We start from the raw sequence: 21983 nt of genomic DNA, 5'->3' as shown, positions 1-21983 counted from the left end.
GAAGGCGATCTCCGCCGCCGTGGGCACTTCTGTATCAGCCATTGATACGTGCGGACAGGGCCCGAGCCCGGTCTGAGAGAATTGACGTCGTGATCTCCCGAATCGATCTGCGCGGCGACGCCCTCCCCGAGGGCCCCGCACTGCGCGACCTGCTGCCCCGAGCCGACTTCGACGTTCAGGCCGCCCTGGAGAAGGTGCGTCCGATCTGCGAGGCCGTGCATCATCGTGGCGACGCGGCGCTGATCGACTTCGCGGAGAAGTTCGACGGGGTCCGGCTCGAAAAGGTGCGGGTTCCGGCCACGGCCCTCGACAAGGCGCTCGAAGAACTCGACCCCGCCGTCCGCGCGGCTTTGGAGGAGTCCATCCGCCGCGCCCGTCTCGTCCACCGCGCGCAGCGCCGTACGACGCACACCACGCAGGTCGTGCCCGGCGGTTCCGTCACCGAGAAGTGGGTGCCGGTCGACCGCGTCGGGCTGTACGCCCCGGGCGGGCGGTCGGTGTACCCGTCCTCCGTGATTATGAACGTGGTTCCGGCCCAGGAGGCCGGCGTCGAGTCGATCGCGCTCGCCTCCCCGGCCCAGGCGGAGTTCGGCGGCCTGCCGCACCCGACGATCCTCGCCGCCTGCGCGCTGCTCGGCGTCGACGAGGTGTACGCCGCCGGCGGCGCCACGGCCGTCGCGATGTTCGCCTACGGCACCGAGTCCTGCCCGCCCGCCCCCATGGTCACCGGCCCCGGCAACATCTGGGTCGCCGCCGCCAAGCGCTACTTCACCGGCAAGATCGGCATCGACGCCGAGGCCGGCCCGACCGAGATCGCGGTCCTCGCCGACGCCACCGCCGACCCGGTGCACGTCGCCTCCGACCTGATCAGCCAGGCCGAGCACGACCCGCTGGCCGCCGCCGTCCTGGTCACCGACTCGGTGGAGCTGGCCGACGCGGTGGAGAAGGAGCTGGAGCCGCAGGTCGCGGCCACCAGGCACATCGACGACCGGATCGTCCCGGCGCTCAAGGGCAAGCAGTCCGCGATCGTCCTCGTCGACGGGATCGAGGAGGGCCTCCGGGTCGTCGACGCCTACGGCGCCGAGCACCTGGAGATCCAGACGGCCGACGCGGCCGCCGTGGCCGACCGGGTGCGCAACGCCGGCGCGATCTTCATCGGCCCCTGGGCACCCGTCTCCCTCGGCGACTACGCCGCCGGGTCCAACCACGTCCTGCCGACCGGCGGCTGCGCCTGCCACTCCTCGGGCCTGTCCGTCCAGTCCTTCCTGCGCGGCATCCACATCGTCGACTACACCAAGGACGCGCTGGCGGACGTGGCGCATCACGTGGTCACGCTGGCGGAGGCGGAGGACCTGCCGGCGCACGGCGCGGCGATCAAGGCACGGTTCGGGTGGAAGGTTCCTGAGGGCAAGTGACTGGCATCGACGATCTCCCCGTACGGGACGAGCTGCGCGGCAAGTCCCCCTACGGCGCGCCCCAGCTGGACGTGCCGGTACGGCTGAACACCAACGAGAACCCCTACCCGCTGCCCGAGGCGCTGGTCGAGCGGATCGCCGAGCGGGTGCGCGACGCGGCCCGGAACCTCAACCGCTACCCCGACCGGGACGCCGTGGAGCTGCGCACCCGGCTCGCCGCGTACCTGAGCGACACCTCCGGCCACCAGGTCTCCCTCGCCAACGTCTGGGCCGCCAACGGCTCCAACGAGGTCATCCAGCAACTGCTGCAGACCTTCGGCGGGCCCGGCCGTACCGCCCTCGGCTTCGAGCCGTCGTACTCGATGCACGGGCTCATCGCGCGCGGCACCGGCACCGGCTGGCTCTCCGGGCCGCGCAACGCCGACTTCACCATCGACCTCGCCGCCGCCGAGCGGGCCGTCGCCGAGCACCGGCCGGACGTCGTCTTCATCACCAGCCCCAACAACCCCACCGGCAACGCGGTCCCGGCCGAGACGGTCCTCGCCCTGTACGAGGCCGCCCAGGCGGCCAAGCCGTCGATCGTGGTGGTCGACGAGGCGTACATCGAGTTCAGCCACGGCGACTCGCTGCTGCCGCTGATCGAGGGTCGGCCGCATCTGGTCGTCTCGCGGACCATGTCGAAGGCGTTCGGCGCGGCCGGCCTGCGCCTCGGCTACCTCGCCGCGCACCCGGCCGTCGTCGACGCGGTCCAGCTCGTCCGGCTGCCCTACCACCTGTCGGCCGTCACCCAGGCGACCGCCCTGGCCGCCCTGGAGCACACCGACACCCTGCTCGGCTATGTCGAGCAGCTGAAGACCGAGCGGGACCGGCTGGTCGCCGAGCTGCGGGCCCTGGGCTACGCGGTGGTGGAGTCCGACGCGAACTTCGTGCAGTTCGGACTCTTCGAGGACTCCCACACCGCCTGGCAGCAGATCCTCGACCGGGGTGTGCTGGTCCGCGACAACGGTATCCCCGGCTGGCTGCGGGTGTCCGCGGGAACCCCCGCCGAAAACGACGCGTTCCTCGACGCGGTACGTGAACTGAAGAAGGAGCAGAGCGCATGAACCGCGTGGGACGCGTGGAGCGAGTCACCAAGGAGACCTCGGTGCTCGTCGAGATCGATCTCGACGGCAGCGGCAAGGTCGATGTGTCGACGGGCGTCGGCTTCTACGACCACATGCTCGACCAGCTCGGCCGGCACGGTCTGTTCGACCTGACCGTGAAGACCGAGGGCGATCTGCACATCGACTCGCACCACACCATCGAGGACACCGCCCTCGCCCTGGGCGCCGCCTTCAAGCAGGCCCTCGGCGACAAGGTGGGCATCTACCGCTTCGGCAACTGCACGGTCCCGCTGGACGAGTCCCTCGCCCAGGTCACCGTCGACCTCTCCGGCCGCCCCTACCTCGTGCACACCGAGCCCGAGAAGATGGCGCCGATGATCGGCGAGTACGACACCACGATGACCCGGCACATCCTGGAGTCCTTCGTCGCCCAGGCGCAGATCGCGCTGCACGTGCACGTGCCCTACGGGCGCAACGCCCACCACATCGTGGAGTGCCAGTTCAAGGCGCTCGCCCGGGCCCTGAGGTACGCCTCCGAGCGCGACCCGCGCGCGGCCGGCATCCTCCCCTCCACGAAGGGCGCGCTGTGAACGGCCTGTCCACCGTCCTGATCGTCGTCGGCCTCTTCCTGGTCGGCGGGATCATCTCCTTCGTCAAGCAGGGGATGCCGAAGAACCTGGTCGTGCTGCTCTCCATCGGCGCCGCGATGTGCCTGGTCGCCGGTGTCATGAGGCTGGAGGTGTGGAGTTGAGCGCTTCTTCGAAGAAGGTCGTCGTCTTCGACTACGGCTTCGGCAACGTCCGTTCCGCCGAGCGCGCCCTCGCCCGTACCGGCGCCCAGGTCGAGATAACCCGCGACTTCGACAAGGCCATGAACGCCGACGGGCTGCTGGTGCCCGGCGTCGGTGCCTTCGCCGCCTGCATGACGGGCCTGCGCGAAGCGCGCGGTGACTGGATCGTCGACCGCCGGCTGTCCGGCGGGCGTCCGGTGCTGGGCATCTGCGTCGGGATGCAGATCCTGTTCGCGCGGGGCATCGAGCACGGCGTGGAGAGCGAGGGGCTCGACGAGTGGCCCGGCTCGGTCGAGCCGCTCCAGGCCGACATCGTGCCCCACATGGGCTGGAACACCGTGGACGCCCCGGCCGACTCCGAGCTGTTCGCCGGCCTGGACGCGGACGCCCGCTTCTACTTCGTGCACTCCTACGCCGTCCACGACTGGACCCTGGAGACGCACAACGCCTCGATGCAGGCACCCAAGGTCACCTGGTCGACGCACGGCAAGCCCTTCGTGGCCGCCGTGGAGAACGGCACCCTGTGGGCCACGCAGTTCCACCCCGAGAAGTCCGGCGACGCCGGAGCGCAGCTGCTGAACAACTGGATCGGAACCCTCTGATGTCTGCCAAGCCCTCAGGAAAGCTCGAACTCCTCCCGGCCGTCGACGTCCGTGACGGCCAGGCGGTCCGCCTGGTGCACGGCGAGTCCGGCACGGAGACCTCCTACGGCTCCCCGCTGGAGGCCGCCCTCGCCTGGCAGCGCTCCGGCGCCGAGTGGCTGCACCTGGTCGACCTGGACGCCGCCTTCGGCACCGGCGACAACCGGGACCTGATCGCCGAGGTCGCCAAGGCGATGGACATCAAGGTCGAGCTGTCCGGCGGCATCCGCGACGACGACACCCTCGCCGCCGCCCTGGCCACCGGCTGCACCCGCGTCAACCTCGGCACGGCCGCGCTGGAGACCCCGGAGTGGGTCGCCAAGGTCATCGCCGAGCACGGCGACAAGATCGCGGTCGGTCTGGACGTCCGCGGCACCACGCTGCGCGGTCGCGGCTGGACCCGCGACGGCGGTGACCTCTACGAGACGCTGGAGCGCCTCAACAAGGAGGGCTGCGCCCGGTACGTCGTCACCGACATCGCCAAGGACGGCACCCTCCAGGGCCCGAACCTGGAGCTGCTGAAGAACGTCTGCGCGGCGACGGACCGCCCGGTCGTGGCCTCCGGCGGCGTGTCGTCCCTGGACGACCTGCGCGCCATCGCCGAACTGGTCCCCCTCGGTGTCGAGGGCGCCATCGTCGGGAAGGCCCTGTACGCGAAGGCGTTCACCCTGGAAGAGGCCTTGGAGGCTGTGTCGTCATGACGTCCGATGCCGTACGGCGGGTGCAGAGCGGAAGTCCCTGGGAAGAGTCCTTCGGTTTCGCCCGCGCCGTGGCGGCGGGGGACCTGGTGCTGGTGTCGGGCACGACGTCCTTCAAGGGCGATGTGCTGTACGGCGAGGGCGACCCGTACGAACAGGCCAAGGCGGCCTTCACCAGCGCGATCGAGGCGATCGGCGAGTTCGGGCTCGGGGTGGAGTCGGTGATCCGCACGCGGATGTACCTGACCCACGCGCGGGACGTGGACGCCGTGGGCCGGGCCCACCAGGAGCTCTTCGACGCGGTGCGGCCGGTGTCGACGCTGCTCGTGGTGGAGGGCTTCGTGGACTCGCGCATCCTGGTCGAAGTGGAAATAGAAGCATTCAGAGGACATTAGAGGAGCCGGTTTCATGACCCTGGCGGTCCGAGTCATCCCCTGCCTGGACGTGGACAACGGCCGGGTCGTCAAGGGCGTGAACTTCCAGAACCTGCGCGACGCGGGCGACCCCGTCGAGATGGCGAAGGTGTACGACGCCGAGGGCGCCGACGAGCTGACCTTCCTGGACATCACCGCGTCGTCCGGCAACCGCGAGACCACCTACGACGTGGTGCGCCGCACCGCCGAGCAGGTCTTCATCCCGCTGACCGTCGGCGGCGGGGTGCGCACCGCCGAGGACGTCGACAAGCTGCTGCGCGCGGGCGCGGACAAGGTGGGCGTGAACACCGCGGCCATCGCCCGCCCGGACCTGATCCGCGAGATCGCCGAGCGGTTCGGCCGCCAGGTGCTGGTCCTGTCGGTGGACGCCCGCCGCACACCGTCCGGCGGCTTCGAGGTCACCACCCACGGCGGCCGCAAGGGCACCGGCATCGACGCCGTGGAATGGGCGCACCGGGCCGCGGAGCTGGGCGCGGGGGAGATCCTGCTCAACTCGATGGACGCGGACGGCACGAAGGACGGCTACGACATCGAGATGATCGAGTCGGTCCGGGGGCACGTCTCGATCCCGGTGATCGCCTCCGGCGGCGCCGGAAAGCTCGACGACTTCGCCCCGGCGATCGAGGCGGGCGCGGACGCGGTCCTCGCGGCATCGGTCTTCCACTTCGGCGACCTGCGCATCGGCGAGGTGAAGCAGGCACTGCGGAAGGCGGGACATCCCGTCCGGTAGGCATGGGGGAGAGCCCCGGTCGTCTCTGGCGGCCGGGGCTTTCTCCTGGGCGGACCGTGGCCCCTCGGCCCTCAGAGCCCCAGCTGTTTGCCCTCGTGGAGTTTGGTGATGGCTGCCTTTTCGCCCTCCAGTTCCACTTCGGCGACGTTCAGGCGGCCGTAGAGGAAGAGCAGGAGCTCCGAGGGCTGGCCCGTCGCCGTCACCACGGGGGTGCCGCGCTGGGCCACCGCTGTCTGGCCGTCCGGGCGGCGCAGGACCAGGCCGGTGGGGGTGGAGCGGCCCAGGAGGCGGGCGGTCCGCTCCAGCCGGGACCACAGGGCGTCCTGGAAGACCGGGTCGAGCTCGCGGGGCGTCCAGCCGGGGCGGGCCCGGCGGACGTCCTCGGTGTGGACGTAGAACTCCACCGTGCTCGACATCTCCTCGACCTGCTTCAGCGAGAACGGGGAGAAGCGGGGCGGGCCGGTCCGGATCAGCTGGATCAGTTCCTCGTACGGCTTGTCCGTGAACTCCGCCATCACCCGGTCCAGCCGGGCGGCGAGCGGTTTGATCAGGATGCCGCCGGCGGCGTCGGGGCGGCGTTCGCGCACCACGACGTGCGCGGCGAGATCGCGGGTGGTCCAGCCCTCGCACAGGGTCGGGGCCTCGGGACCCTCGGCCTCCAGGAGGTCGGCCAGCAGAAGTCGTTCACGCTTGGCGAAAGTCGACATGCCGTCAGCCTACGACTGCCCTCCGGGTCCGGACAGTGGACAGGGCGCCGTCACTGTCAGTGCGGCGCGGCACAATGGCACCCATGACCAGCATGCCCCGCCAGCCCAGCCAGCTGGACCCCGAGATCGCCGCGCGCCTCAAGCGCAGCGCCGACGGGCTCCTCCCCGCCATCGCCCAGCAGTACGACACCGGTGAGGTGCTCATGCTCGGCTGGATGGACGACGAGGCGCTGCATCGCACCCTGACCACCGGCCGCTGCACCTACTGGTCGCGCAGCCGCCAGGAGTACTGGGTCAAGGGCGACACCTCCGGCCACTTCCAGTGGGTGAAGTCCGTCGCCCTCGACTGCGACGCCGACACCGTCCTCGTCCGGGTCGACCAGGTCGGCGCCGCCTGCCACACCGGCGCGCGCACCTGCTTCGACACGGACGTCCTGCTCAAGGATTCCGGCGCACCGGCCGGAGATCAGTAAGGTCACCGGCCATGGACCTCGAGACCTTCCGCAAGCTCGCCGCCGACCGGCGCGTCATCCCGGTCACGCGCAAGCTCCTCGCCGACGGCGACACCCCGGTCGCGCTCTACCGCAAGCTCGCCGCCGAGCGCCCCGGCACCTTCCTGCTGGAGTCCGCGGAGAACGGCCGCTCCTGGTCCCGCTACTCCTTCGTGGGCGTCCGCTCGGCGGCCACCCTCACCGAGCGGGACGGCCAGGCGCACTGGCAGGGCGTCCCGCCCGTCGGCGTCCCCACGGACGGCGACCCGCTCGCCGCCCTGCGCGCCACCATCGAGGCCCTGCACACCCCGCACCAGGAGGGCATGCCGCCCTTCACCGGCGGCATGGTCGGCTATCTCGGCTACGACATCGTGCGCCGCCTGGAGAAGATCGGCCCCGGCGACCGCGACGACCTGCGGCTGCCCGAGCTGACCATGCTCCTGACCAGCGATCTCGCCGTCATGGACCACTGGGAGGGCTCGGTCCTGCTGATCGCCAACGCGATCAACCACAACGACCTCGACACCGGCGTGGACGAGGCCCACGCGGACGCGGTCGCCCGGCTGGACGCCATGGAGGCGGACCTGTCCCGCGCGGTCGCCCAGCCCCCGGCCGTCCTGCCGCCCTCCGAACTCCCCGAGTACACCGCCCTGTGGGGCGGCGCGGACTTCCAGGCGGCCGTCGAGGACGTGAAGGAGCGCATCCGGGCCGGCGAGGCCTTCCAGGTCGTCCCCTCCCAGCGCTTCGAGACGCCCTGCACGGCGAGCGCGCTGGACGTCTACCGGGTGCTCAGGGCGACCAACCCGTCGCCGTACATGTACCTGTTCCGCTTCGACGGCTTCGACGTCGTCGGCTCCTCCCCGGAGGCGCTGGTGAAGGTCGAGGACGGGCGGGCCATGGTCCACCCCATCGCCGGCACCCGGTGGCGCGGGGCCACCCCGCAGGAGGACCAGGCCCTCGCCGACGACCTGCTCGCCGACCCCAAGGAGCGCGCCGAGCACCTGATGCTCGTCGACCTCGGCCGCAACGACCTCGGACGGGTCTGCGAGCCGGGCTCGGTGGAGGTCGTCGACTTCATGTCCATCGAGCGCTACTCGCACGTGATGCACATCGTCTCCACGGTCACCGGACGGGTGGCGCCGGGCCGCACCGCCTTCGACGTCCTGACGGCCTGCTTCCCCGCGGGCACCCTCTCCGGCGCCCCCAAGCCCCGCGCGATGCAGATCATCGACGAACTCGAGCCGTCCCGGCGCGGCCTGTACGGCGGCTGCGTCGGCTACCTCGACTTCGCGGGCGACTCCGACACCGCCATCGCCATCCGCACGGCCCTGCTGCGCGACGGCACCGCCTACGTCCAGGCGGGCGCCGGAATCGTCGCCGACTCCGACCCGGTCGCCGAGGACACCGAGTGCCGCAACAAGGCGGCGGCGGTCCTGCGCGCGGTGCACACGGCGAACCGACTCGGGAAATAGGGCGCTTCTCATAGAGCCCCGGGTGACGGTTCGCCCGGGGTTCAGGCGATAGTGGAGTACGTGACTGCCGTTCCTCACCCCCGTTCCGAAGCCCCGGGCCCCGCCAGGGCCGGCCGGCTCAGCCTCGCCGGAGCCCTGCTGGCCGGCGCGCTGGGCGCGGCCGTGGTGCTGCTGTCCACCCGCCAGCGCTGGTCGGAGGGGACCGCCACGGTGGCCGGCGGCGACTTCCCGCTCACCGCCAGCGGCAGCGACGTCACGGGCGTACCCGCGTCGCTCGCCATAGTCGGCCTCGCCGCGCTGGTCGCCGTCTTCGCCGTCCGCCGGCTCGGCCGGGTCTTCGTCGCGGGACTGCTCGCACTGTCCGGCGCGGGGACCATCGCCGCGTCGCTGATCGGCGCGGGCGACAGTTCCGCACTGGACGAGCAGGCCGCGCAGGCGACCGGCGACACCGCCGCGACCGTGGCCGCGCTCAGCCACACCGCCTGGCCGTACGTGGCGGCCGTCGGCGGCGCGCTGCTGCTGACCGCCGGACTGCTGGCCCTGCGGTACGCGCCCCTGTGGCCCGCGATGTCGAGCCGCTACGAGCGCTCCGGCGCCCCCCGGCCCCGCAAGGCACCCACCGTGGACCCCGACCGGCCCGAGGACCTGTGGAAGGCACTGGACCGCGGCGAGGACCCGACCGGGGCCTGAGCGCACCGACGCGCGAGAGCGACCCCCGATCACCTCACCCGTGCGCATGCGGGACAATGACGGTGAGCGTCCGGCTCAGAGACTTACACACAGCAACGAGGAGCAAGTCATGGCGGGCAGCAGCCACGGTCACACCCCGGCCGCCTGGACCGGTGTCACAATCGCCTTCATCGGTTTCTGCGTCGCGGGCGCCTTCATGGTGCTGGCCAGCCCGGCGGGCTTCTGGGCGGGCATGGGCATCGTCGTCCTCGGTGGCATCGTCGGCTGGATCATGAAGATCGTCGGTCTCGGCGCGCCGAAGGAAGCGGGCAAGCCGCACTTCGAGAAGCGCGAGACGGCCAGCGTCGAGGGCTGACACGCACGACGTACCCGAGGGGCGGCCCTGGAGCCGCCCCTCACGCGTTGCGGGGGCACAATGCGAGGCGTGAACACCGACAGCCGGAGGGTGACGCCGCGAGGCGCCGCGGCGCGGCTCGCCGTACCCGGCGGCGTGCTGGCCGCCGTCGTGGCGGCTTTCGCCTACGTCGCCACCGTGGACCCGCACGAGCCCGGCCACTACCCGGCCTGCCCCCTGCTCCAGCTGACCGGCCTGTACTGCCCCGGCTGCGGCGGACTGCGCAGCGCCCACGCCTTCGCGCACGGCGACCTCACGGCGGCGCTGCAGAACAACGCGGCGGCGGTACTGGGCTATCTGGCCTTCGCCGCGCTGTGGACCGTCTGGGTGGTCCGCGCGGCGCGCGGACGGCCGCTGCGACTCGATCCCGGCCCGGCGCTCCTGTGGACGCTGGGCGCGTTGCTGCTGGTCTTCACCGTTGTCCGGAACCTGCCCTTCGGTGGCTGGCTACATCCTTGATCAACTGATGAACGTCCAGGTACTGGGACCGGCGTCAACCGGATGCGAGGACTACGCCTTCCTCCGGATACCATCGCAGTGACCACCCGTTTTCGTCATCGCATCGGGAAGGGGGCCGCTCGCGTGAGTGTGCTCGACGAGATCATCGACGGAGTCCGTGCCGACCTCGCGGAGCGGCAGGCGCGCGTCAGCCTCGACGAACTCAAGGAGCGCGCCGCGAAGGCTCCCGCTGCCAAGGACGGGGTCGCCGCGCTCAGGGGCGACGGCGTCAAGGTGATCTGCGAGGTCAAGCGGTCCAGCCCCTCCAAGGGCGCGCTGGCCGCGATCGCCGACCCGGCCGGACTCGCCGCGGACTACGAGGCGGGCGGCGCGGCCGTCATCTCCGTACTGACCGAGGAGCGGCGCTTCGGCGGCTCGCTGGCCGACCTGGAGGCCGTCCGCGCCCGCGTCGACATCCCGGTGCTGCGCAAGGACTTCATCGTCACGTCGTACCAGCTGTGGGAGGCCCGGGCCTACGGCGCCGACCTCGCGCTGCTCATCGTCGCGGCCCTCGACCAGCCGGCCCTGGAGTCGCTGATCGAGCGCGCGGAGTCCATCGGCCTGACCCCGCTGGTCGAGGTGCACGACGAGGACGAGGTCGAGCGGGCCGTGGACGCGGGCGCCAAGATCATCGGCGTCAACGCCCGCAACCTGAAGACCCTCGAGGTCGACCGCGGCACCTTCGAGCGCATCGCGCCCGAGATCCCGTCCGCCCTCGTCAAGGTGGCCGAGTCCGGCGTACGCGGCCCGCACGACCTCATCGCCTACGCCAACGCCGGCGCCGACGCGGTCCTGGTCGGCGAGTCCCTGGTCACCGGCCGCGACCCCAAGTCCGCGGTGGCCGACCTGGTGGCGGCGGGCGAACACCCCGCCCTGCGCCACGGGCGCGGCTGATCCTTCGATAGGCTTGGCCGCGATGACGCTCACGACGACCACCACGGACAGGTACGCCCGCCTCGCGCGCGGCTGCCGCCCCCGTGGTTGCCGCGCGCCCGCACGCAGGGTGCACGGCCGCCGCGTGCGGTACGTCATCGGTGACGAACCGGGCCAGGTGAACGGCCGTCGATGGCAGCGCCCCTTCAGGGGCGCGGGACAGTTCTGAATATGCGGCTCCGCCGCGCGGGCGCGACCAGCCACAACGGTCCCGCAGCCGTCTGACGATCCCCCGCCCCACGGCGAACAGTGTTCTTTCATCGGCACTCACCGTGAGGTAGACGCATGCCCAGCGAGTTCTTCATCCCTGACCCCCAGGGTCAAGTCCCCAGCGCCGAAGGCTACTTCGGCGCCTTCGGCGGCAAGTTCATCCCGGAGGCCCTCGTCGCCGCCGTGGACGAGGTCGCCGTCGAGTACGACAAGGCCAAGCACGACCCGGAGTTCGCCCGCGAACTGGACGACCTGCTCGTCAACTACACGGGCCGGCCGTCGGCGCTCACCGAGGTCCCCCGCTTCGCGGAACACGCGGGGGGCGCCCGGGTCTTCCTCAAGCGCGAGGACCTCAACCACACCGGCTCGCACAAGATCAACAACGTGCTCGGCCAGGCCCTGCTCACCCGGCGCATGGGCAAGACCCGGGTGATCGCCGAGACCGGCGCCGGCCAGCACGGTGTCGCCACGGCCACGGCCTGCGCCCTGTTCGGCCTCGACTGCACCATCTACATGGGCGAGATCGACACCCAGCGCCAGGCCCTCAACGTGGCCCGCATGCGCATGCTCGGCGCCGAGGTCATCGCCGTGAAGTCCGGCAGCCGCACGCTGAAGGACGCGATCAACGAGGCGTTCCGGGACTGGGTCGCCAACGTCGACCACACCCACTACCTCTTCGGTACGGTCGCGGGCCCGCACCCCTTCCCGGCCATGGTCCGCGACTTCCACCGGGTCATCGGCTTGGAGGCCCGGCGCCAGCTCCTGGAGCGCGCCGGACGGCTGCCCGACGCGGCCGTCGCCTGCGTCGGCGGCGGCTCCAACGCCATCGGCCTCTTCCACGCCTTCATCCCGGACGAGGGCGTCCGCCTGATCGGGTGCGAGCCCGCCGGGCACGGCGTCGAGACCGGCGAGCACGCGGCCACCCTGACCGCGGGCGAGCCCGGCATCCTGCACGGTTCGCGGTCCTACGTCCTCCAGGACGACGAGGGCCAGATCACCGAGCCGTACTCGATCTCGGCCGGTCTGGACTACCCGGGCGTCGGCCCGGAGCACTCCTACCTGCGCGACAGCGGCCGTGGCGAGTACCGCGCCATCACCGACGACGCGGCCATGCAGGCGCTGCGTCTGCTGTCGCGGACCGAGGGCATCATCCCCGCGATCGAGAGCGCCCACGCGCTGGCCGGCGCCCTGGAGGTCGGCCGGGAGCTGGGCAAGGACGGGCTGATCGTGGTCAACCTGTCCGGCCGCGGCGACAAGGACATGGACACGGCCGCCCGCTACTTCGGCCTGTACGACACCGACGCCGAGGTCGCGGCGAACGCCGCCGACACCGCCGAGATCGAGGGGGACGCCAAGTGAGCGGGAACATCCAACTGCTGGCCGACACCCTCGCCACCGCCAAGGCGGAGGGACGCGCGGCGCTCATCGCCTACCTCCCGGCCGGATTCCCGACCGTGGACGGCGGCATCGAGGCGATCAAGGCCGTCTTCGACGGCGGCGCGGACATCGTCGAGGTCGGTCTGCCGCACAGCGACCCCGTCCTCGACGGTCCGGTCATCCAGACCGCCGACGACATCGCCCTGCGCGGCGGGGTGAAGACCGCCGACGTGATGCGCACGGTCCGCGAGGCCCACGAGGCGACCGGGAAGCCGGTGCTCGTGATGACGTACTGGAACCCGATCGACCGCTACGGCGTCGAGCGGTTCACCGCCGAGCTGGCGGAGGCAGGCGGCGCCGGGTGCATCCTGCCCGACCTGCCGGTGCAGGAGTCGGCGCTGTGGCGGGAGCACGCCGAGAAGCACGGGCTCGCCACGGTCTTCGTGGTCGCGCCCAGCAGCAAGGACGAGCGGCTGGCGCGGATCACCGCGGCGGGCAGCGGCTTCGTCTACGCCGCCTCGCTGATGGGCGTCACCGGTACCCGTGAGTCGGTCGGCGCGCAGGCGCAGGACCTGGTCGAGCGGACCCGGGCCACCGGGACCGGGCTGCCGGTCTGCGTCGGGCTCGGCGTCTCCAACGCCGTCCAGGCGGCCGAGGTCGCCGGCTTCGCCGACGGCGTGATCGTCGGCTCGGCCTTCGTGAAGCGGATGCTGGACGCGCCGGACCACGCGGCCGGTATCGAGGGCGTCCGCGCGCTCGCCGGGGACCTCGCCAAGGGCGTGCGCGGACAAGGGTGACGACTCGCCGCCAGGCGGGACATGTCGTACAGGTCACTCGAACGGGTGGACCTGGGACCGGGGAGGCGCTGGGCGCCTCCCCGGTTCGTTTCCGGGGTGTGAGCGAGAAGAACCGTGAGGGAAAGCGCACCGCCCGGGAGAAGCTGGCGGTCGAGCGAGAGAAGCAGAAGTCCGCGGAGAAGCGCCGGCGCGCGCTGATCGTCGGCGCGAGCGTCGTCTGCGTGCTGGGGCTCGCGGCGGTGATCGGAGTGATCGCCGCCAATGCCGGCAAGGACGACGGCAGCGACTCCGCGGGCCCCGTCGTCGCGCCCTCGGGCGCGCAGGGCGAGGACGGCCTGGCGCTTCCGGTCGGCAAGGACAGCGCCCCGTCGACCCTCGTCGTCTGGGAGGACTTCCGCTGCCCGGCCTGCAAGTCCTTCGAGGACACCTACCGCTCGACGATCCACGAGCTGACCGACGCGGGCCAGCTCAAGGTGGAGTACCACCTCGCGACGATCATCGACGGCAACATGGGCGGCACCGGCTCCCGCAACTCCGCCAACGCCGCGGCCTGCTCCCAGGACGTCGGCAAGTTCGCCGACTACCACGACGTGCTCTACCAGAACCAGCCCCCCGAGACCGACGACGCCTTCGCCGAGAACGACAAGCTGTTCGAGCTGGCCGCGAAGGTCGACGGGCTGGACACACCCGCCTTCCGCACCTGCGTGGAGAAGGGCACCCACAACAGCTGGGTCGCGAAGTCCAACGCGGCCTTCCGCAGCGGCGGCTTCACCGGCACGCCGACCGTCCTGCTCGACGGCAAGAACATCTACCAGGACCAGTCGATGACGCCCCAGAAGCTGAAGGAGCGGGTGCAGGAGGCGGCCAAGGGATGAGGCGCCGGGCCCGCCTGTTATGGAGCCGTAGCCGGGCTGCCCGACGCGGTCCCGGTCCGGCAGGGTAGCGTCGACCCTGCCATGGAACTTGCCTACATTCCCAGCCCGTCGCGCGGTGTGATCCACCTCGGCCCCATTCCGCTGCGAGGCTACGCGTTCTGCATCATCATCGGCGTCTTCGTCGCCGTCTGGCTCGGCAACAAGCGCTGGATCGCCCGCGGCGGCCGGGCCGGCACGGTGGCCGACATCGCGGTGTGGGCCGTCCCCTTCGGCCTGGTCGGCGGGCGCCTCTACCACGTGATCACGGACTACCAGCTGTACTTCAGCGAGGGCCGTGACTGGGTGGACGCCTTCAAGATCTGGGAGGGCGGCCTCGGCATCTGGGGCGCCATCGCCTTCGGCGGTCTGGGCGCCTGGATCGGCTGCCGGCGCCGGGGCATCCCGATGCCCGCCTACGCCGACGCCGTCGCCCCCGGCATCGCCCTGGCGCAGGCCATCGGCCGCTGGGGCAACTGGTTCAACCAGGAGCTGTACGGCAAGGCCACCGATCTGCCGTGGGCGGTGGAGATCACGTCGTCCTCGGACGGGCGGGTGCCCGGGACGTACCACCCGACCTTCCTGTACGAGTCGCTGTGGTGCATCGGTGTCGCGCTGCTCGTCATCTGGGCGGACCGGAAGTTCACGCTGGGCCACGGACGGGCGTTCGCGCTGTACGTCGCGGCGTACTGCGCGGGCCGCTTCTGGATCGAGTACATGCGCGTCGACGAGGCCCACGAGATCCTGGGCCTGCGGCTGAACAACTGGACCGCGCTGGTGGTGTTCCTGCTGGCGGTGCTGTACATCGTGCTGTCGGCCAGGAAGCGCCCCGGCCGGGAAGCCGTGGTGGAGCCGGGTGCGGCCGACCCCGGCGCCGAGGCCGACGAGGACGGGGACGGGGACGAGGTCGAGAAGGAGAAGGCTGACGCCGACTCCTCCTCCGGGGTGAAGGACGAGGCCAACGACGAGGCCGGGTCGGCGAAGAAGAGCTGACCGGCCGGTCGTACGACCGTGCAGGGCGCCCGGAGTGTTCCGGGCGCCCTTCGTCGTGTCAGCCGCGGCGGGCCGCGAGGGACAGGGTGCGGTGGGCCGCCGTCACCACCGCCGCGTCGATGAAGCTGCCGTCCGGGAGCGCCTGGGCGCCCGGGTGGGCCGAGGCCGCCTTGACGACGGCTTCCGCGCGGGCCAGTTCCTCCTCCGTGGGGAGGTAGGCCCGCTCGATCACCGGGAGTTGGCGGGGGTGGATGGCCGCCCGGCCCAGGAAGCCCAGGGCGCGGCCGTGGGCGCAGGTGGCCGCCAGGCCCGCCAGGTCGCGGGTGTCGGGGTGGACCGACTGGGGCGGCGGGGGCAGGGCCGCCGCTCGTGCCGCGACGACCACTCGGGAGCGGGACCAGTCGAGGCCCGCGTCGGTGCGTACACCCAGGTCGGCTCCGAGGTCCGTCTCGCCCAGGGCGATGCCGTGCAGTGCCGGGTGGGAGCGGGCGATGGCGTAGGCGTGTTCGACGCCGAGGGCCGATTCCAGGAGGGCGTACAGGGGGTGCGGGGTGGACCGCGCCACGCGGCGGATCTGCTCGGGCGAGGTGATCTTGGGCAGCCGCAGGGCGGCGACGCCGGGGAGACGGGCCAGCGCCGCCAGGTCCGCTGCCGCCAGCGGGCCGTCCAGGGCGTTCACCCTGACGTGCACCGGGAGCGGCTGGGGGTCGGCCAGGAACTCGGCCGTGGCGGCTCGGGCGTACTCCTTGCGCTCGGGGGCCACGGCGTCCTCCAGGTCGACGACCACGACGTCCGCGCCGGCCCGCAGGGCCTTGGTCACGATGTGCGGGCGGTCGCCGGGGGCGTACAGCCAGGTCAGGGGCGTGGTCATACGGCGCCCTCGGTGCGCAGGGCCGCGACCTCGGCCGCGGTCAGGCCCAGCTCGGCAAGGACGTCGTCCGTGTCGGCGCCGTGCGGGCGGCCGGTCCAGCGGATCGCGCCCGGGGTGCCGGAGAGCCGGAAGAGGACGTTCTGCATGCGCAGCGGGCCGAAGTCGGGGTCGTCGACCGTGGTGATGGTGTCGAGGGCCTGGTACTGCGGATCGGTCATGACCTCCCGTACGTCCTGGATGGGAGCCACCGCCGCCTCCGCCTTCTCGAAGGCGGCGACGACCTCGTCCCGGGTGCGCTCGGCGATCCAGCCGCCGACCGCCCGGTCCAGGACGTCAGCGTGGCGGGCCCGGTCGGCGCCCGTGGCGAACCACGGCTCGTCGATGAGTTCGGGCCGGCCCACCAGGCGCATCACCCGTTCCGCCACCGACTGCGCCGAGGTGGAGACGGCGACCCAACTGCCGTCCGCCGTGCGGTAGGTGTTGCGCGGGGCGTTGTTCGCGGAGCGGTTGCCGGTGCGCTGCTGGACGTAGCCGAGCTGGTCGTACCAGGTGGGCTGGGGGCCGAGGACCGACAGCATCGGCTCGATCAGCGCGAGGTCGACGACCTGGCCCTCGCCGGTGCGCTCGCGGGCGGCGAGGGCGGTGAGCACGGCGTACGCCGTCGCCAGGCCCGCGATCGAGTCGGCGAGGCCGAACGGCGGGAGCACCGGGGGCGCGTCCGGTTCGCCGGTGAGCGCGGCGAAACCGCTCATCGCCTCGGCGAGGGTGCCGAAGCCGGGGCGGTGGGCGTACGGGCCGAACTGGCCGAAGCCGGTGACGCGGGTGAGGACCAGACGGGGGTTGACGGCCGACAGTTCGGGCCAGCCCAGGTCCCACTTCTCCAGGGTGCCGGGGCGGAAGTTCTCGATGATCACGTCCGTGGTGGCGGCGAGGCGCAGCAGTGTGGCGCGGCCGCCCGGCGTCGACAGGTCGAGGGTGATGGTGCGCTTGTTGCGGCCGAGGTGCTTCCACCACAGGCCGATGCCGTCCTTGGCCGGGCCGTGGCCGCGGGACGGGTCGGGCCTGGTGGGGTGCTCGACCTTGATGACCTCCGCGCCGAAGTCACCGAGCGCGGTGGCGGCGAGCGGCCCGGCGAAGAGGGTGGCGAGGTCGAGGACGCGCAGTCCGTGCAGCGGTGCCTGGCTCATGAGGTGTACTGGCTCTCGATCTCGGGGCGGCGGGGCATCGACTCCGATGCCCCGGGCCGCTGCACCGACAGCGCCGACGCGGCGGCCGCCCACGCCAGCGCGTCCGGCATCGGGCGGCCCTCGGCGAGCGCCACCGCGAGGGCGCCGGCGAAGGTGTCGCCGGCGCCGGTGGTGTCCACGGCGGTGACCTCGGGGGCGGGGACCGTGAGCGGTTCGGCGCCGCGGGCCGCGTACAGGCAGCCCGCCGCGCCCAGGGTGACGACGACCTCCGGGACCTCCTCGAGCAGGGCCAGGGCCGCCGAGCGCGGGTCGGTGCGGCCGGTGAGGGTGGCGACCTCGTGCTCATTGGGCAGCAGCAGGTCGGTGGCGTTGAGGAGGTCGACGGGCAGCGGCTGGGCGGGGGCCGGGGTGAGGATCGTCCGGACGCCGTGGGCGCGGGCCGCGAGCGCGCCCGCGAGGACGGCGGCCAGCGGGATCTCCAGCTGGAGCAGGAGCGCGTCGGCGGAGGCGATGAGTTCCTCGTCGCCGGGGGCGAGGTGGTCCACGGTGCCGTTGGCGGCGGGGATCACCACGATCGCGTTGCCGCCGTCGTCGTCGACGACGATGTGGGCGGTGCCGGAGTCGCCCTCCGTGGTGCGCAGACGGCCGGTGTCGACGCCGGCTTGCTCCAGGGTGGAGCGCAGCCGGGTGCCGAAGGCGTCGTTGCCGACCGCGCCGATCATCGAGACGGTGGCGCCCGCGCGGGCCGCGGCGACGGCCTGGTTGGCGCCCTTGCCGCCGGGGATCGTGCGGAACTCGCGGCCGGTGACCGTCTCGCCGCGCTGGGGTGCCTTCTCGACGAAGGCGACGAGGTCCATGTTCGTGCTGCCGAGGACGACGATATGGCTCATGGGCGGAGTGCCTCCCGGTGGGTGAGCTGGGCCAGGGTGTCGAAGCCGGTGCCGTGGAAGTCGCCGACGGAGGTGGACAGCCGGTTCTTGAGCGGGGCCGTCCAGTGGTCGGGGAGGGCGGCGGGGTCTCCTGCCAGCAGCCCGGCGATGCTGCCGGCCGTGGCGCCGTTGGAGTCGGTGTCCCAGCCGCCGGACACGGCACGCGAGACGGAGCCGGTGAAGTCGCCGTCGGCGTGGGTGAGGGCGGCGGCGATCAGGGCGGTGTTGGGGACGGCGTGGACCCAGTGGGACGCGGCGTGGACGGTGTGGAGTTCGTCCACGACCGTGTCGAAGTCCGTGTGCCGCCGGGCGAGTTGTACGGCGTGCTGGATCGCGCGGGCGAGGCGGGACGCCGGGGGGACGACCGTGAGGCCGGTGGCGAGGCAGGTGTGGACGGTCTCGGTGCCGGTGGCCGCGCGGGCGATGGTAGCCGCGACGAACATCGCCGCGTAGACGCCGTTGGCGGTGTGGGTGAGGGTGGCGTCCCGGTGTGCCTGTTCCGCGGCCGCGGCGGGGTCTCCCGGGTGGGTCCAGCCGTGCAGGTCGGCGCGGATCAGGGCGCCGATCCATTCGCGGAAGGGGTTGCGGTGGTGGGCGGTGCGTGGGGGTTCCAGGCCGGTGAGGAGGTTGCGGTAGGCGATGCGTTCGGCGGTGAAGGTGCGGCCGGCGGGGAGTTCGTCCAGCCAGAGCGTGGCCACGTCGGTGGTGGTGAAGGCTTTTCCGTGGCGTTGGAGGAGGAGCAGGTTCAGGAGGGGGTAGTTGAGGTCGTCGTCCTCGGGCATGCCGTCGATGTTCTCGGCGAGGGAGGTGGGTGCGGAGCGGCGGTTCCAGGGGTGGGCGGTGAGGAGGTCCTCGGGGACGCCCTTTGCCGTGAAGTAGGTGGTGGGGGGCCAGTTGCCGGTGGACTTGGCGAGGGCGCGGATGGCTTCGAGGGGCAGTTTCTCGACGGGCTTGCCCAGGAGGCAGCCGACTGCCCTGCCCAGCCAGGCGGCTTCCAGGGCCGGGACGGGGGCGGCGGCCTGAGCTGCTGGAGCGGTCGGCCAGGAGGGGCAGGCGGCTTTGATCCTCGGGAGGTCTGTCGGTTCCTGGTCCGTCAAGCTGCTGGGTAGGTCCGCCAGTTCGTCCAGCAGGTCCTCTGCCAGGAGGCGGAGGTAGCGCGATGCCGGTTCGGGGGACGCGCCCGACCGCTGCGGGGCCTCCAGGCCGCCCGCCGCCTTCCAGCGGGCCGCGACTCTCGACGGTTCCCTGCCGTCCTGCGCCGCCTGGCGCAGCTCGTGGCCGATCAGGTCCTCCGGCTGGACCCAGGTCAGGCGGAGCATGTCGGGACTCCGAGCCGGGAGAGCGCCTGTTCGTGGGCGCGGCGGCGGCGTACGTCCGCGGCGAAGACCTCCCGGGTCACCTCGGCCAGGACGCGGGCCGGTCCCCACAGGTCCAGGCGGCTGGCGTCGGCCACCTGCTTCGACCAGTCCTCGGGGACCGGGTGGCCCAGGGCGCCGGACACGGCGCCCGCCATGGTGGCGATGGAGTCGCAGTCCCGGCCGTAGTTGACCGAGCCCAGGACCGCCCGGCGGTAGTCCCCCGAGGACAGCAGCACCATGCCCAGGGCGATGGGCAGTTCTTCGATCGCGTGCAGCCGGGACGGGCGGCGGGCGCCGAGGGACGGGGAGCGGTAGTCGGCGCCCACCGTGTCGTAGGGGGCGACCGCCTGGCGCAGGGGCGTCAGCGCCGACTCGAACTCGCTGTGCCGCGAGGCGACTTCGCAGACCTTCTCGATGGCTTCGCGCGTGCCGTCCTTCGCCAGGGACAGGCAGGTGGCGATGACCGACTCGGGAGTGGCCCCGGGTGCGCAGGCCGCCGCCACCGCCGCCGCGAGGACTCCCGCCGCCTCGCGGCCGTACGACGACTGGTGGGCGCCCGCGATGTCGAGGGCCTCGGCGTAGGCGGCGGCCGGGTTGGCCGCGTTGACCAGGCCGACCGGGGCCATGTACATCGCGGCGCCGCAGTTCACGATGTTGCCGGTGCCGGCCTCCCGGGGGTCGGCGTGGCCGTAGTGGAGGCGGGCGACCAGCCATTTCTCGGCGAGGAAGAGGCGCTGGAGGGGGAGTGCCTCGGCCTCCAGTTCCGGGATCCAGCGCGGGTTGGTCATCAGGTCCGGGACCAGGTGGTCGGCGACGGCGTAGGCGTCGAGGTGGTCGCGGACCGTGGCGTAGACCCTGATCAGGGCGTGGGTCAGCAAGGTGTCGTCGGTGACGTGGCCGTCGCCCTTGTGGTACGGCGCGATGGGGCGGGCCGTGCGCCAGGCGCCGCCGTTCCAGGGGCCGACGATGCCGTGCACCCGGCCGCCGTGGCGTTCGAGGATCTGGTCGGGGGAGTAGCCCTCGACCGGGCCGCCCAGGGCGTCGCCGACGGCGGCTCCGACGAGCGCTCCGGTGATCCGGTCGTCCAGGCTCGCCTCGTGGGGGTTTTCTGGTGCTTTGGACTTCATGTGCCGCATCATCCTCCTGCCCCGGCCGGTTGCGTGGCTTCGAGGAGTTCGGCGAGTTCCACGAGGTCGGTGCCGGTGAGGCGGGGGAGGGCGCAGCCGGACAGGGTGCGGCAGGCGTCGCGCCAGGAGGCGGGGATCGCGGCGCCGCCGCCTAGGGCGCCGGTGAGGGCGCCGACGAGGGCGGGGGCGGAGTCGGCGACGCGGGACAGACAGGCGGCGGCGGGGACCGCCTCGGCGATCCGGCCCTGGGCGGCGGTGGCCAGGGCGAGGGCCACCGGGACGGTCTCCGCGGCGGCGATGCCGTAGCTGTAGACGTGGTCGACGATCTGGTGCTCCAGCTGGGGGATGAGGGCGAAGGCGCTGTCGGTGTCCCGGGCGAGGGCGAGGGCGTGCCGGGCGTTGCGGCCGATCTCGGTTCCGGCCGGGAGTTCCGCGAGTGCGGCGGTGACGCAGGCGTCGGTGCCGGCGCCGGACAGGGCCAGGGCGAGGGCCGCGGCCATGGCGCGGGCACCGTGGACGCCGTCGCCGTCCTGGGTGTAGCGGGCGTCGAACTCGGCGAGTTCCGCGGCGAGTCGGGGGTCGCCGGGGTGGGCCACCGCGAGGACGCAGGCGCGGATGCAGGCGGCGTCGTCGAAGAAGTGGGGGTTGTCGTGGCCGGTGGCGGGCGGGCGCAGGCCGGTGGCGAGGTTGCCGAGTCCGGCGCGGACGGAGATGCGGGCGCGCAGCGGGAGGACCGCGGACTCGATCTCGGGGGCGCGGTCCGCCGCCGCGGCCACCTCGCCGGCCGCGGCGTTCCAGGTGAGGTCGATGGCCGCGCGCATACGGCGGTGGCGGCTGAGGTCGCCGAGGGCGGTGTCGTCGCCGGCGCGCAGGACGGCTTCCGCGGCGAAGGCGGCCCATTCCGCGTCGTCGGAGGGGCCCAGGCGCAGGGGTTCGGAGGGCTGGTTGAGGGCGATGGGGACGGGGAGGGTGGTGGTGGCGTTCTGTTCGGCGAAGGTGTCGAGTTCGCGGGTGAGGCGGCGGGTCCACTCCGGCATGCGGACGGCTCGGTGGCGGGCGGCGGGCCAGCCGGCGGCGTCGCCCGCGGCCAGGCCGAGCAGGAGGCCCTCGGTGCGGCGGGGGCCTTTCGCCTCCGCCGTCCCCACCCGCCCCATCCCCAGGGGCGCGGTCCCTTCGAGCCCGCCCGGGGGTTCCGTCCCCTGCACCCCCGGGGGCCCGGCGAAGGCC

Annotated in this window: 26 protein-coding genes; 19 read left to right on the top strand and 7 right to left on the bottom strand. The window is 72.5% G+C overall.

Annotated features, from left to right (window positions below; all coding sequences use genetic code 11):
• Positions 1 to 89: 89 nt before the first annotated feature.
• Genes hisD through hisF form a run of 8 tightly spaced genes read left to right on the top strand, consistent with a single transcriptional unit; the run spans position 90 to position 5811 of the window.
• Positions 90 to 1415: a histidinol dehydrogenase gene (hisD, locus tag ACWD1Z_RS25605; protein ID WP_451121915.1), complete on the top strand. Its 1326-nt coding sequence runs from the start codon at positions 90 to 92 to the stop codon at positions 1413 to 1415.
• Positions 1412 to 2518, top strand: a complete 1107-nt coding sequence (locus ACWD1Z_RS25600) for a histidinol-phosphate transaminase (protein ID WP_451121914.1) — start codon at positions 1412 to 1414, stop codon at positions 2516 to 2518. The genes hisD and ACWD1Z_RS25600 overlap by 4 nt, the downstream gene beginning before the upstream one ends.
• Positions 2515 to 3108, top strand: a complete 594-nt coding sequence (gene hisB / locus ACWD1Z_RS25595; RefSeq protein WP_030318918.1) for an imidazoleglycerol-phosphate dehydratase HisB — start codon at positions 2515 to 2517, stop codon at positions 3106 to 3108. Before ACWD1Z_RS25600 ends, hisB begins: the two co-directional genes overlap by 4 nt.
• Positions 3105 to 3269: a hypothetical protein gene (locus tag ACWD1Z_RS25590; RefSeq protein WP_389418585.1), complete on the top strand. Its 165-nt coding sequence runs from the start codon at positions 3105 to 3107 to the stop codon at positions 3267 to 3269. Before hisB ends, ACWD1Z_RS25590 begins: the two co-directional genes overlap by 4 nt.
• On the top strand, positions 3266 to 3910 hold the full coding sequence (gene hisH / locus ACWD1Z_RS25585) for an imidazole glycerol phosphate synthase subunit HisH (protein WP_451121913.1): 645 nt from the start codon (positions 3266 to 3268) through the stop codon (positions 3908 to 3910). The genes ACWD1Z_RS25590 and hisH overlap by 4 nt, the downstream gene beginning before the upstream one ends.
• Complete coding sequence (priA, locus tag ACWD1Z_RS25580; protein ID WP_451121912.1) at positions 3910 to 4650, top strand: bifunctional 1-(5-phosphoribosyl)-5-((5-phosphoribosylamino)methylideneamino)imidazole-4-carboxamide isomerase/phosphoribosylanthranilate isomerase PriA; 741 nt, start codon at positions 3910 to 3912, stop codon at positions 4648 to 4650. The genes hisH and priA overlap by 1 nt, the downstream gene beginning before the upstream one ends.
• Positions 4647 to 5042 carry a RidA family protein gene (locus ACWD1Z_RS25575; protein ID WP_451121911.1) on the top strand — a complete coding sequence of 132 codons (396 nt, stop codon included), beginning with the start codon at positions 4647 to 4649 and terminating at the stop codon, positions 5040 to 5042. The genes priA and ACWD1Z_RS25575 overlap by 4 nt, the downstream gene beginning before the upstream one ends.
• A gap of 13 nt (positions 5043 to 5055) precedes the next feature.
• Entirely contained in the window at positions 5056 to 5811 is a 756-nt protein-coding gene (hisF, locus tag ACWD1Z_RS25570; RefSeq protein WP_389418589.1) for an imidazole glycerol phosphate synthase subunit HisF, read from the top strand.
• 71 nt (positions 5812 to 5882) lie between these two features.
• On the opposite strand, the gene ACWD1Z_RS25565 is transcribed toward hisF, so the two are convergent.
• A complete protein-coding gene (locus tag ACWD1Z_RS25565; protein WP_389418590.1) occupies positions 5883 to 6518 on the bottom strand; it encodes a TIGR03085 family metal-binding protein in 636 nt (211 codons plus the stop codon).
• Positions 6519 to 6592: 74 nt separating this feature from the next.
• Here ACWD1Z_RS25565 and hisI point away from each other — a divergent pair, with 74 nt between their 5' ends.
• From hisI to lgt, 11 genes are all read left to right on the top strand, one after another.
• The gene (gene hisI / locus ACWD1Z_RS25560) at positions 6593 to 6991 is read left to right on the top strand and encodes a phosphoribosyl-AMP cyclohydrolase (RefSeq protein WP_451121910.1); all 399 of its coding nucleotides are present in this window, start codon (positions 6593 to 6595) and stop codon (positions 6989 to 6991) included.
• Between the two features lie 11 nt (positions 6992 to 7002).
• Entirely contained in the window at positions 7003 to 8481 is a 1479-nt protein-coding gene (locus tag ACWD1Z_RS25555; RefSeq protein ID WP_451121909.1) for an anthranilate synthase component I, read from the top strand.
• A gap of 51 nt (positions 8482 to 8532) precedes the next feature.
• Positions 8533 to 9171, top strand: coding sequence for a TIGR02234 family membrane protein (locus ACWD1Z_RS25550; RefSeq protein WP_451121908.1), 639 nt, complete (start codon positions 8533 to 8535; stop codon positions 9169 to 9171).
• A gap of 109 nt (positions 9172 to 9280) precedes the next feature.
• Complete coding sequence (locus ACWD1Z_RS25545; protein ID WP_250070416.1) at positions 9281 to 9526, top strand: HGxxPAAW family protein; 246 nt, start codon at positions 9281 to 9283, stop codon at positions 9524 to 9526.
• Between the two features lie 60 nt (positions 9527 to 9586).
• Positions 9587 to 10024 carry a DUF2752 domain-containing protein gene (locus tag ACWD1Z_RS25540; RefSeq protein WP_451121907.1) on the top strand — a complete coding sequence of 146 codons (438 nt, stop codon included), beginning with the start codon at positions 9587 to 9589 and terminating at the stop codon, positions 10022 to 10024.
• 123 nt (positions 10025 to 10147) lie between these two features.
• Entirely contained in the window at positions 10148 to 10957 is an 810-nt protein-coding gene (gene trpC / locus ACWD1Z_RS25535; protein ID WP_451121906.1) for an indole-3-glycerol phosphate synthase TrpC, read from the top strand.
• A gap of 22 nt (positions 10958 to 10979) precedes the next feature.
• The gene (trpM, locus tag ACWD1Z_RS25530) at positions 10980 to 11165 is read left to right on the top strand and encodes a tryptophan biosynthesis modulator TrpM (RefSeq protein ID WP_451121905.1); all 186 of its coding nucleotides are present in this window, start codon (positions 10980 to 10982) and stop codon (positions 11163 to 11165) included.
• Between the two features lie 116 nt (positions 11166 to 11281).
• A complete protein-coding gene (gene trpB / locus ACWD1Z_RS25525; protein WP_451121904.1) occupies positions 11282 to 12565 on the top strand; it encodes a tryptophan synthase subunit beta in 1284 nt (427 codons plus the stop codon).
• The gene (trpA, locus tag ACWD1Z_RS25520) at positions 12562 to 13380 is read left to right on the top strand and encodes a tryptophan synthase subunit alpha (RefSeq protein ID WP_451121903.1); all 819 of its coding nucleotides are present in this window, start codon (positions 12562 to 12564) and stop codon (positions 13378 to 13380) included. The genes trpB and trpA overlap by 4 nt, the downstream gene beginning before the upstream one ends.
• A gap of 98 nt (positions 13381 to 13478) precedes the next feature.
• A complete protein-coding gene (locus ACWD1Z_RS25515) occupies positions 13479 to 14255 on the top strand; it encodes a DsbA family protein (protein ID WP_451121902.1) in 777 nt (258 codons plus the stop codon).
• 81 nt (positions 14256 to 14336) lie between these two features.
• On the top strand, positions 14337 to 15284 hold the full coding sequence (lgt, locus tag ACWD1Z_RS25510) for a prolipoprotein diacylglyceryl transferase (protein WP_451121901.1): 948 nt from the start codon (positions 14337 to 14339) through the stop codon (positions 15282 to 15284).
• 58 nt (positions 15285 to 15342) lie between these two features.
• On the opposite strand, the gene ACWD1Z_RS25505 is transcribed toward lgt, so the two are convergent.
• From ACWD1Z_RS25505 to ACWD1Z_RS25480, 6 genes are read right to left on the bottom strand one after another with little or no spacing between them, the layout of a single operon-like run.
• On the bottom strand, positions 15343 to 16155 hold the full coding sequence (locus tag ACWD1Z_RS25505) for an HpcH/HpaI aldolase/citrate lyase family protein (RefSeq protein ID WP_451121900.1): 813 nt from the start codon (positions 16153 to 16155) through the stop codon (positions 15343 to 15345).
• Positions 16152 to 17342: a CaiB/BaiF CoA transferase family protein gene (locus ACWD1Z_RS25500; RefSeq protein ID WP_451121899.1), complete on the bottom strand. Its 1191-nt coding sequence runs from the start codon at positions 17340 to 17342 to the stop codon at positions 16152 to 16154. Before ACWD1Z_RS25500 ends, ACWD1Z_RS25505 begins: the two co-directional genes overlap by 4 nt.
• Positions 17339 to 18232 (bottom strand): ribokinase, encoded by an 894-nt coding sequence (gene rbsK, locus ACWD1Z_RS25495; RefSeq protein ID WP_451121898.1) that lies wholly within the window; start codon positions 18230 to 18232, stop codon positions 17339 to 17341. The genes ACWD1Z_RS25500 and rbsK overlap by 4 nt, the downstream gene beginning before the upstream one ends.
• The gene (locus ACWD1Z_RS25490) at positions 18229 to 19590 is read right to left on the bottom strand and encodes an ADP-ribosylglycohydrolase family protein (RefSeq protein WP_451121897.1); all 1362 of its coding nucleotides are present in this window, start codon (positions 19588 to 19590) and stop codon (positions 18229 to 18231) included. The genes rbsK and ACWD1Z_RS25490 overlap by 4 nt, the downstream gene beginning before the upstream one ends.
• Positions 19578 to 20756 (bottom strand): ADP-ribosylglycohydrolase family protein, encoded by a 1179-nt coding sequence (locus tag ACWD1Z_RS25485; protein WP_451121896.1) that lies wholly within the window; start codon positions 20754 to 20756, stop codon positions 19578 to 19580. The genes ACWD1Z_RS25490 and ACWD1Z_RS25485 overlap by 13 nt, the downstream gene beginning before the upstream one ends.
• An 8-nt stretch (positions 20757 to 20764) precedes the next feature.
• Positions 20765 to 21910 carry an ADP-ribosylglycohydrolase family protein gene (locus ACWD1Z_RS25480; protein WP_451121941.1) on the bottom strand — a complete coding sequence of 382 codons (1146 nt, stop codon included), beginning with the start codon at positions 21908 to 21910 and terminating at the stop codon, positions 20765 to 20767.
• Positions 21911 to 21983: the final 73 nt, after the last annotated feature.

The sequence above is a fragment of the Streptomyces sp. NPDC002784 genome, from assembly GCF_053592135.1.
This window is presented reverse-complemented; position numbering and strand designations above follow the sequence as displayed.

Excerpts from the sequence above, each read along its gene's own strand:
- hisI (WP_451121910.1), top strand. The coding sequence starts at position 6,593 with ATGGCACCCATGACCAGCATGCCCCGCCAGCCCAGCCAGCTGGACCCC.
- ACWD1Z_RS25540 (WP_451121907.1), top strand. The coding sequence starts at position 9,587 with ATGCGAGGCGTGAACACCGACAGCCGGAGGGTGACGCCGCGAGGCGCC.
- ACWD1Z_RS25505 (WP_451121900.1), bottom strand. The coding sequence starts at position 16,155 with ATGACCACGCCCCTGACCTGGCTGTACGCCCCCGGCGACCGCCCGCAC.
- ACWD1Z_RS25565 (WP_389418590.1), bottom strand. The coding sequence starts at position 6,518 with ATGTCGACTTTCGCCAAGCGTGAACGACTTCTGCTGGCCGACCTCCTG.
- ACWD1Z_RS25485 (WP_451121896.1), bottom strand. The coding sequence starts at position 20,756 with ATGAAGTCCAAAGCACCAGAAAACCCCCACGAGGCGAGCCTGGACGAC.
- ACWD1Z_RS25575 (WP_451121911.1), top strand. The coding sequence starts at position 4,647 with ATGACGTCCGATGCCGTACGGCGGGTGCAGAGCGGAAGTCCCTGGGAA.
- hisB (WP_030318918.1), top strand. The coding sequence starts at position 2,515 with ATGAACCGCGTGGGACGCGTGGAGCGAGTCACCAAGGAGACCTCGGTG.
- rbsK (WP_451121898.1), bottom strand. The coding sequence starts at position 18,232 with ATGAGCCATATCGTCGTCCTCGGCAGCACGAACATGGACCTCGTCGCC.
- ACWD1Z_RS25480 (WP_451121941.1), bottom strand. The coding sequence starts at position 21,910 with ATGGGGCGGGTGGGGACGGCGGAGGCGAAAGGCCCCCGCCGCACCGAG.
- trpM (WP_451121905.1), top strand. The coding sequence starts at position 10,980 with ATGACGCTCACGACGACCACCACGGACAGGTACGCCCGCCTCGCGCGC.
- ACWD1Z_RS25555 (WP_451121909.1), top strand. The coding sequence starts at position 7,003 with ATGGACCTCGAGACCTTCCGCAAGCTCGCCGCCGACCGGCGCGTCATC.
- ACWD1Z_RS25490 (WP_451121897.1), bottom strand. The coding sequence starts at position 19,590 with ATGCTCCGCCTGACCTGGGTCCAGCCGGAGGACCTGATCGGCCACGAG.
- hisF (WP_389418589.1), top strand. The coding sequence starts at position 5,056 with ATGACCCTGGCGGTCCGAGTCATCCCCTGCCTGGACGTGGACAACGGC.
- trpB (WP_451121904.1), top strand. The coding sequence starts at position 11,282 with ATGCCCAGCGAGTTCTTCATCCCTGACCCCCAGGGTCAAGTCCCCAGC.
- priA (WP_451121912.1), top strand. The coding sequence starts at position 3,910 with ATGTCTGCCAAGCCCTCAGGAAAGCTCGAACTCCTCCCGGCCGTCGAC.
- ACWD1Z_RS25545 (WP_250070416.1), top strand. The coding sequence starts at position 9,281 with ATGGCGGGCAGCAGCCACGGTCACACCCCGGCCGCCTGGACCGGTGTC.
- ACWD1Z_RS25500 (WP_451121899.1), bottom strand. The coding sequence starts at position 17,342 with ATGAGCCAGGCACCGCTGCACGGACTGCGCGTCCTCGACCTCGCCACC.
- lgt (WP_451121901.1), top strand. The coding sequence starts at position 14,337 with ATGGAACTTGCCTACATTCCCAGCCCGTCGCGCGGTGTGATCCACCTC.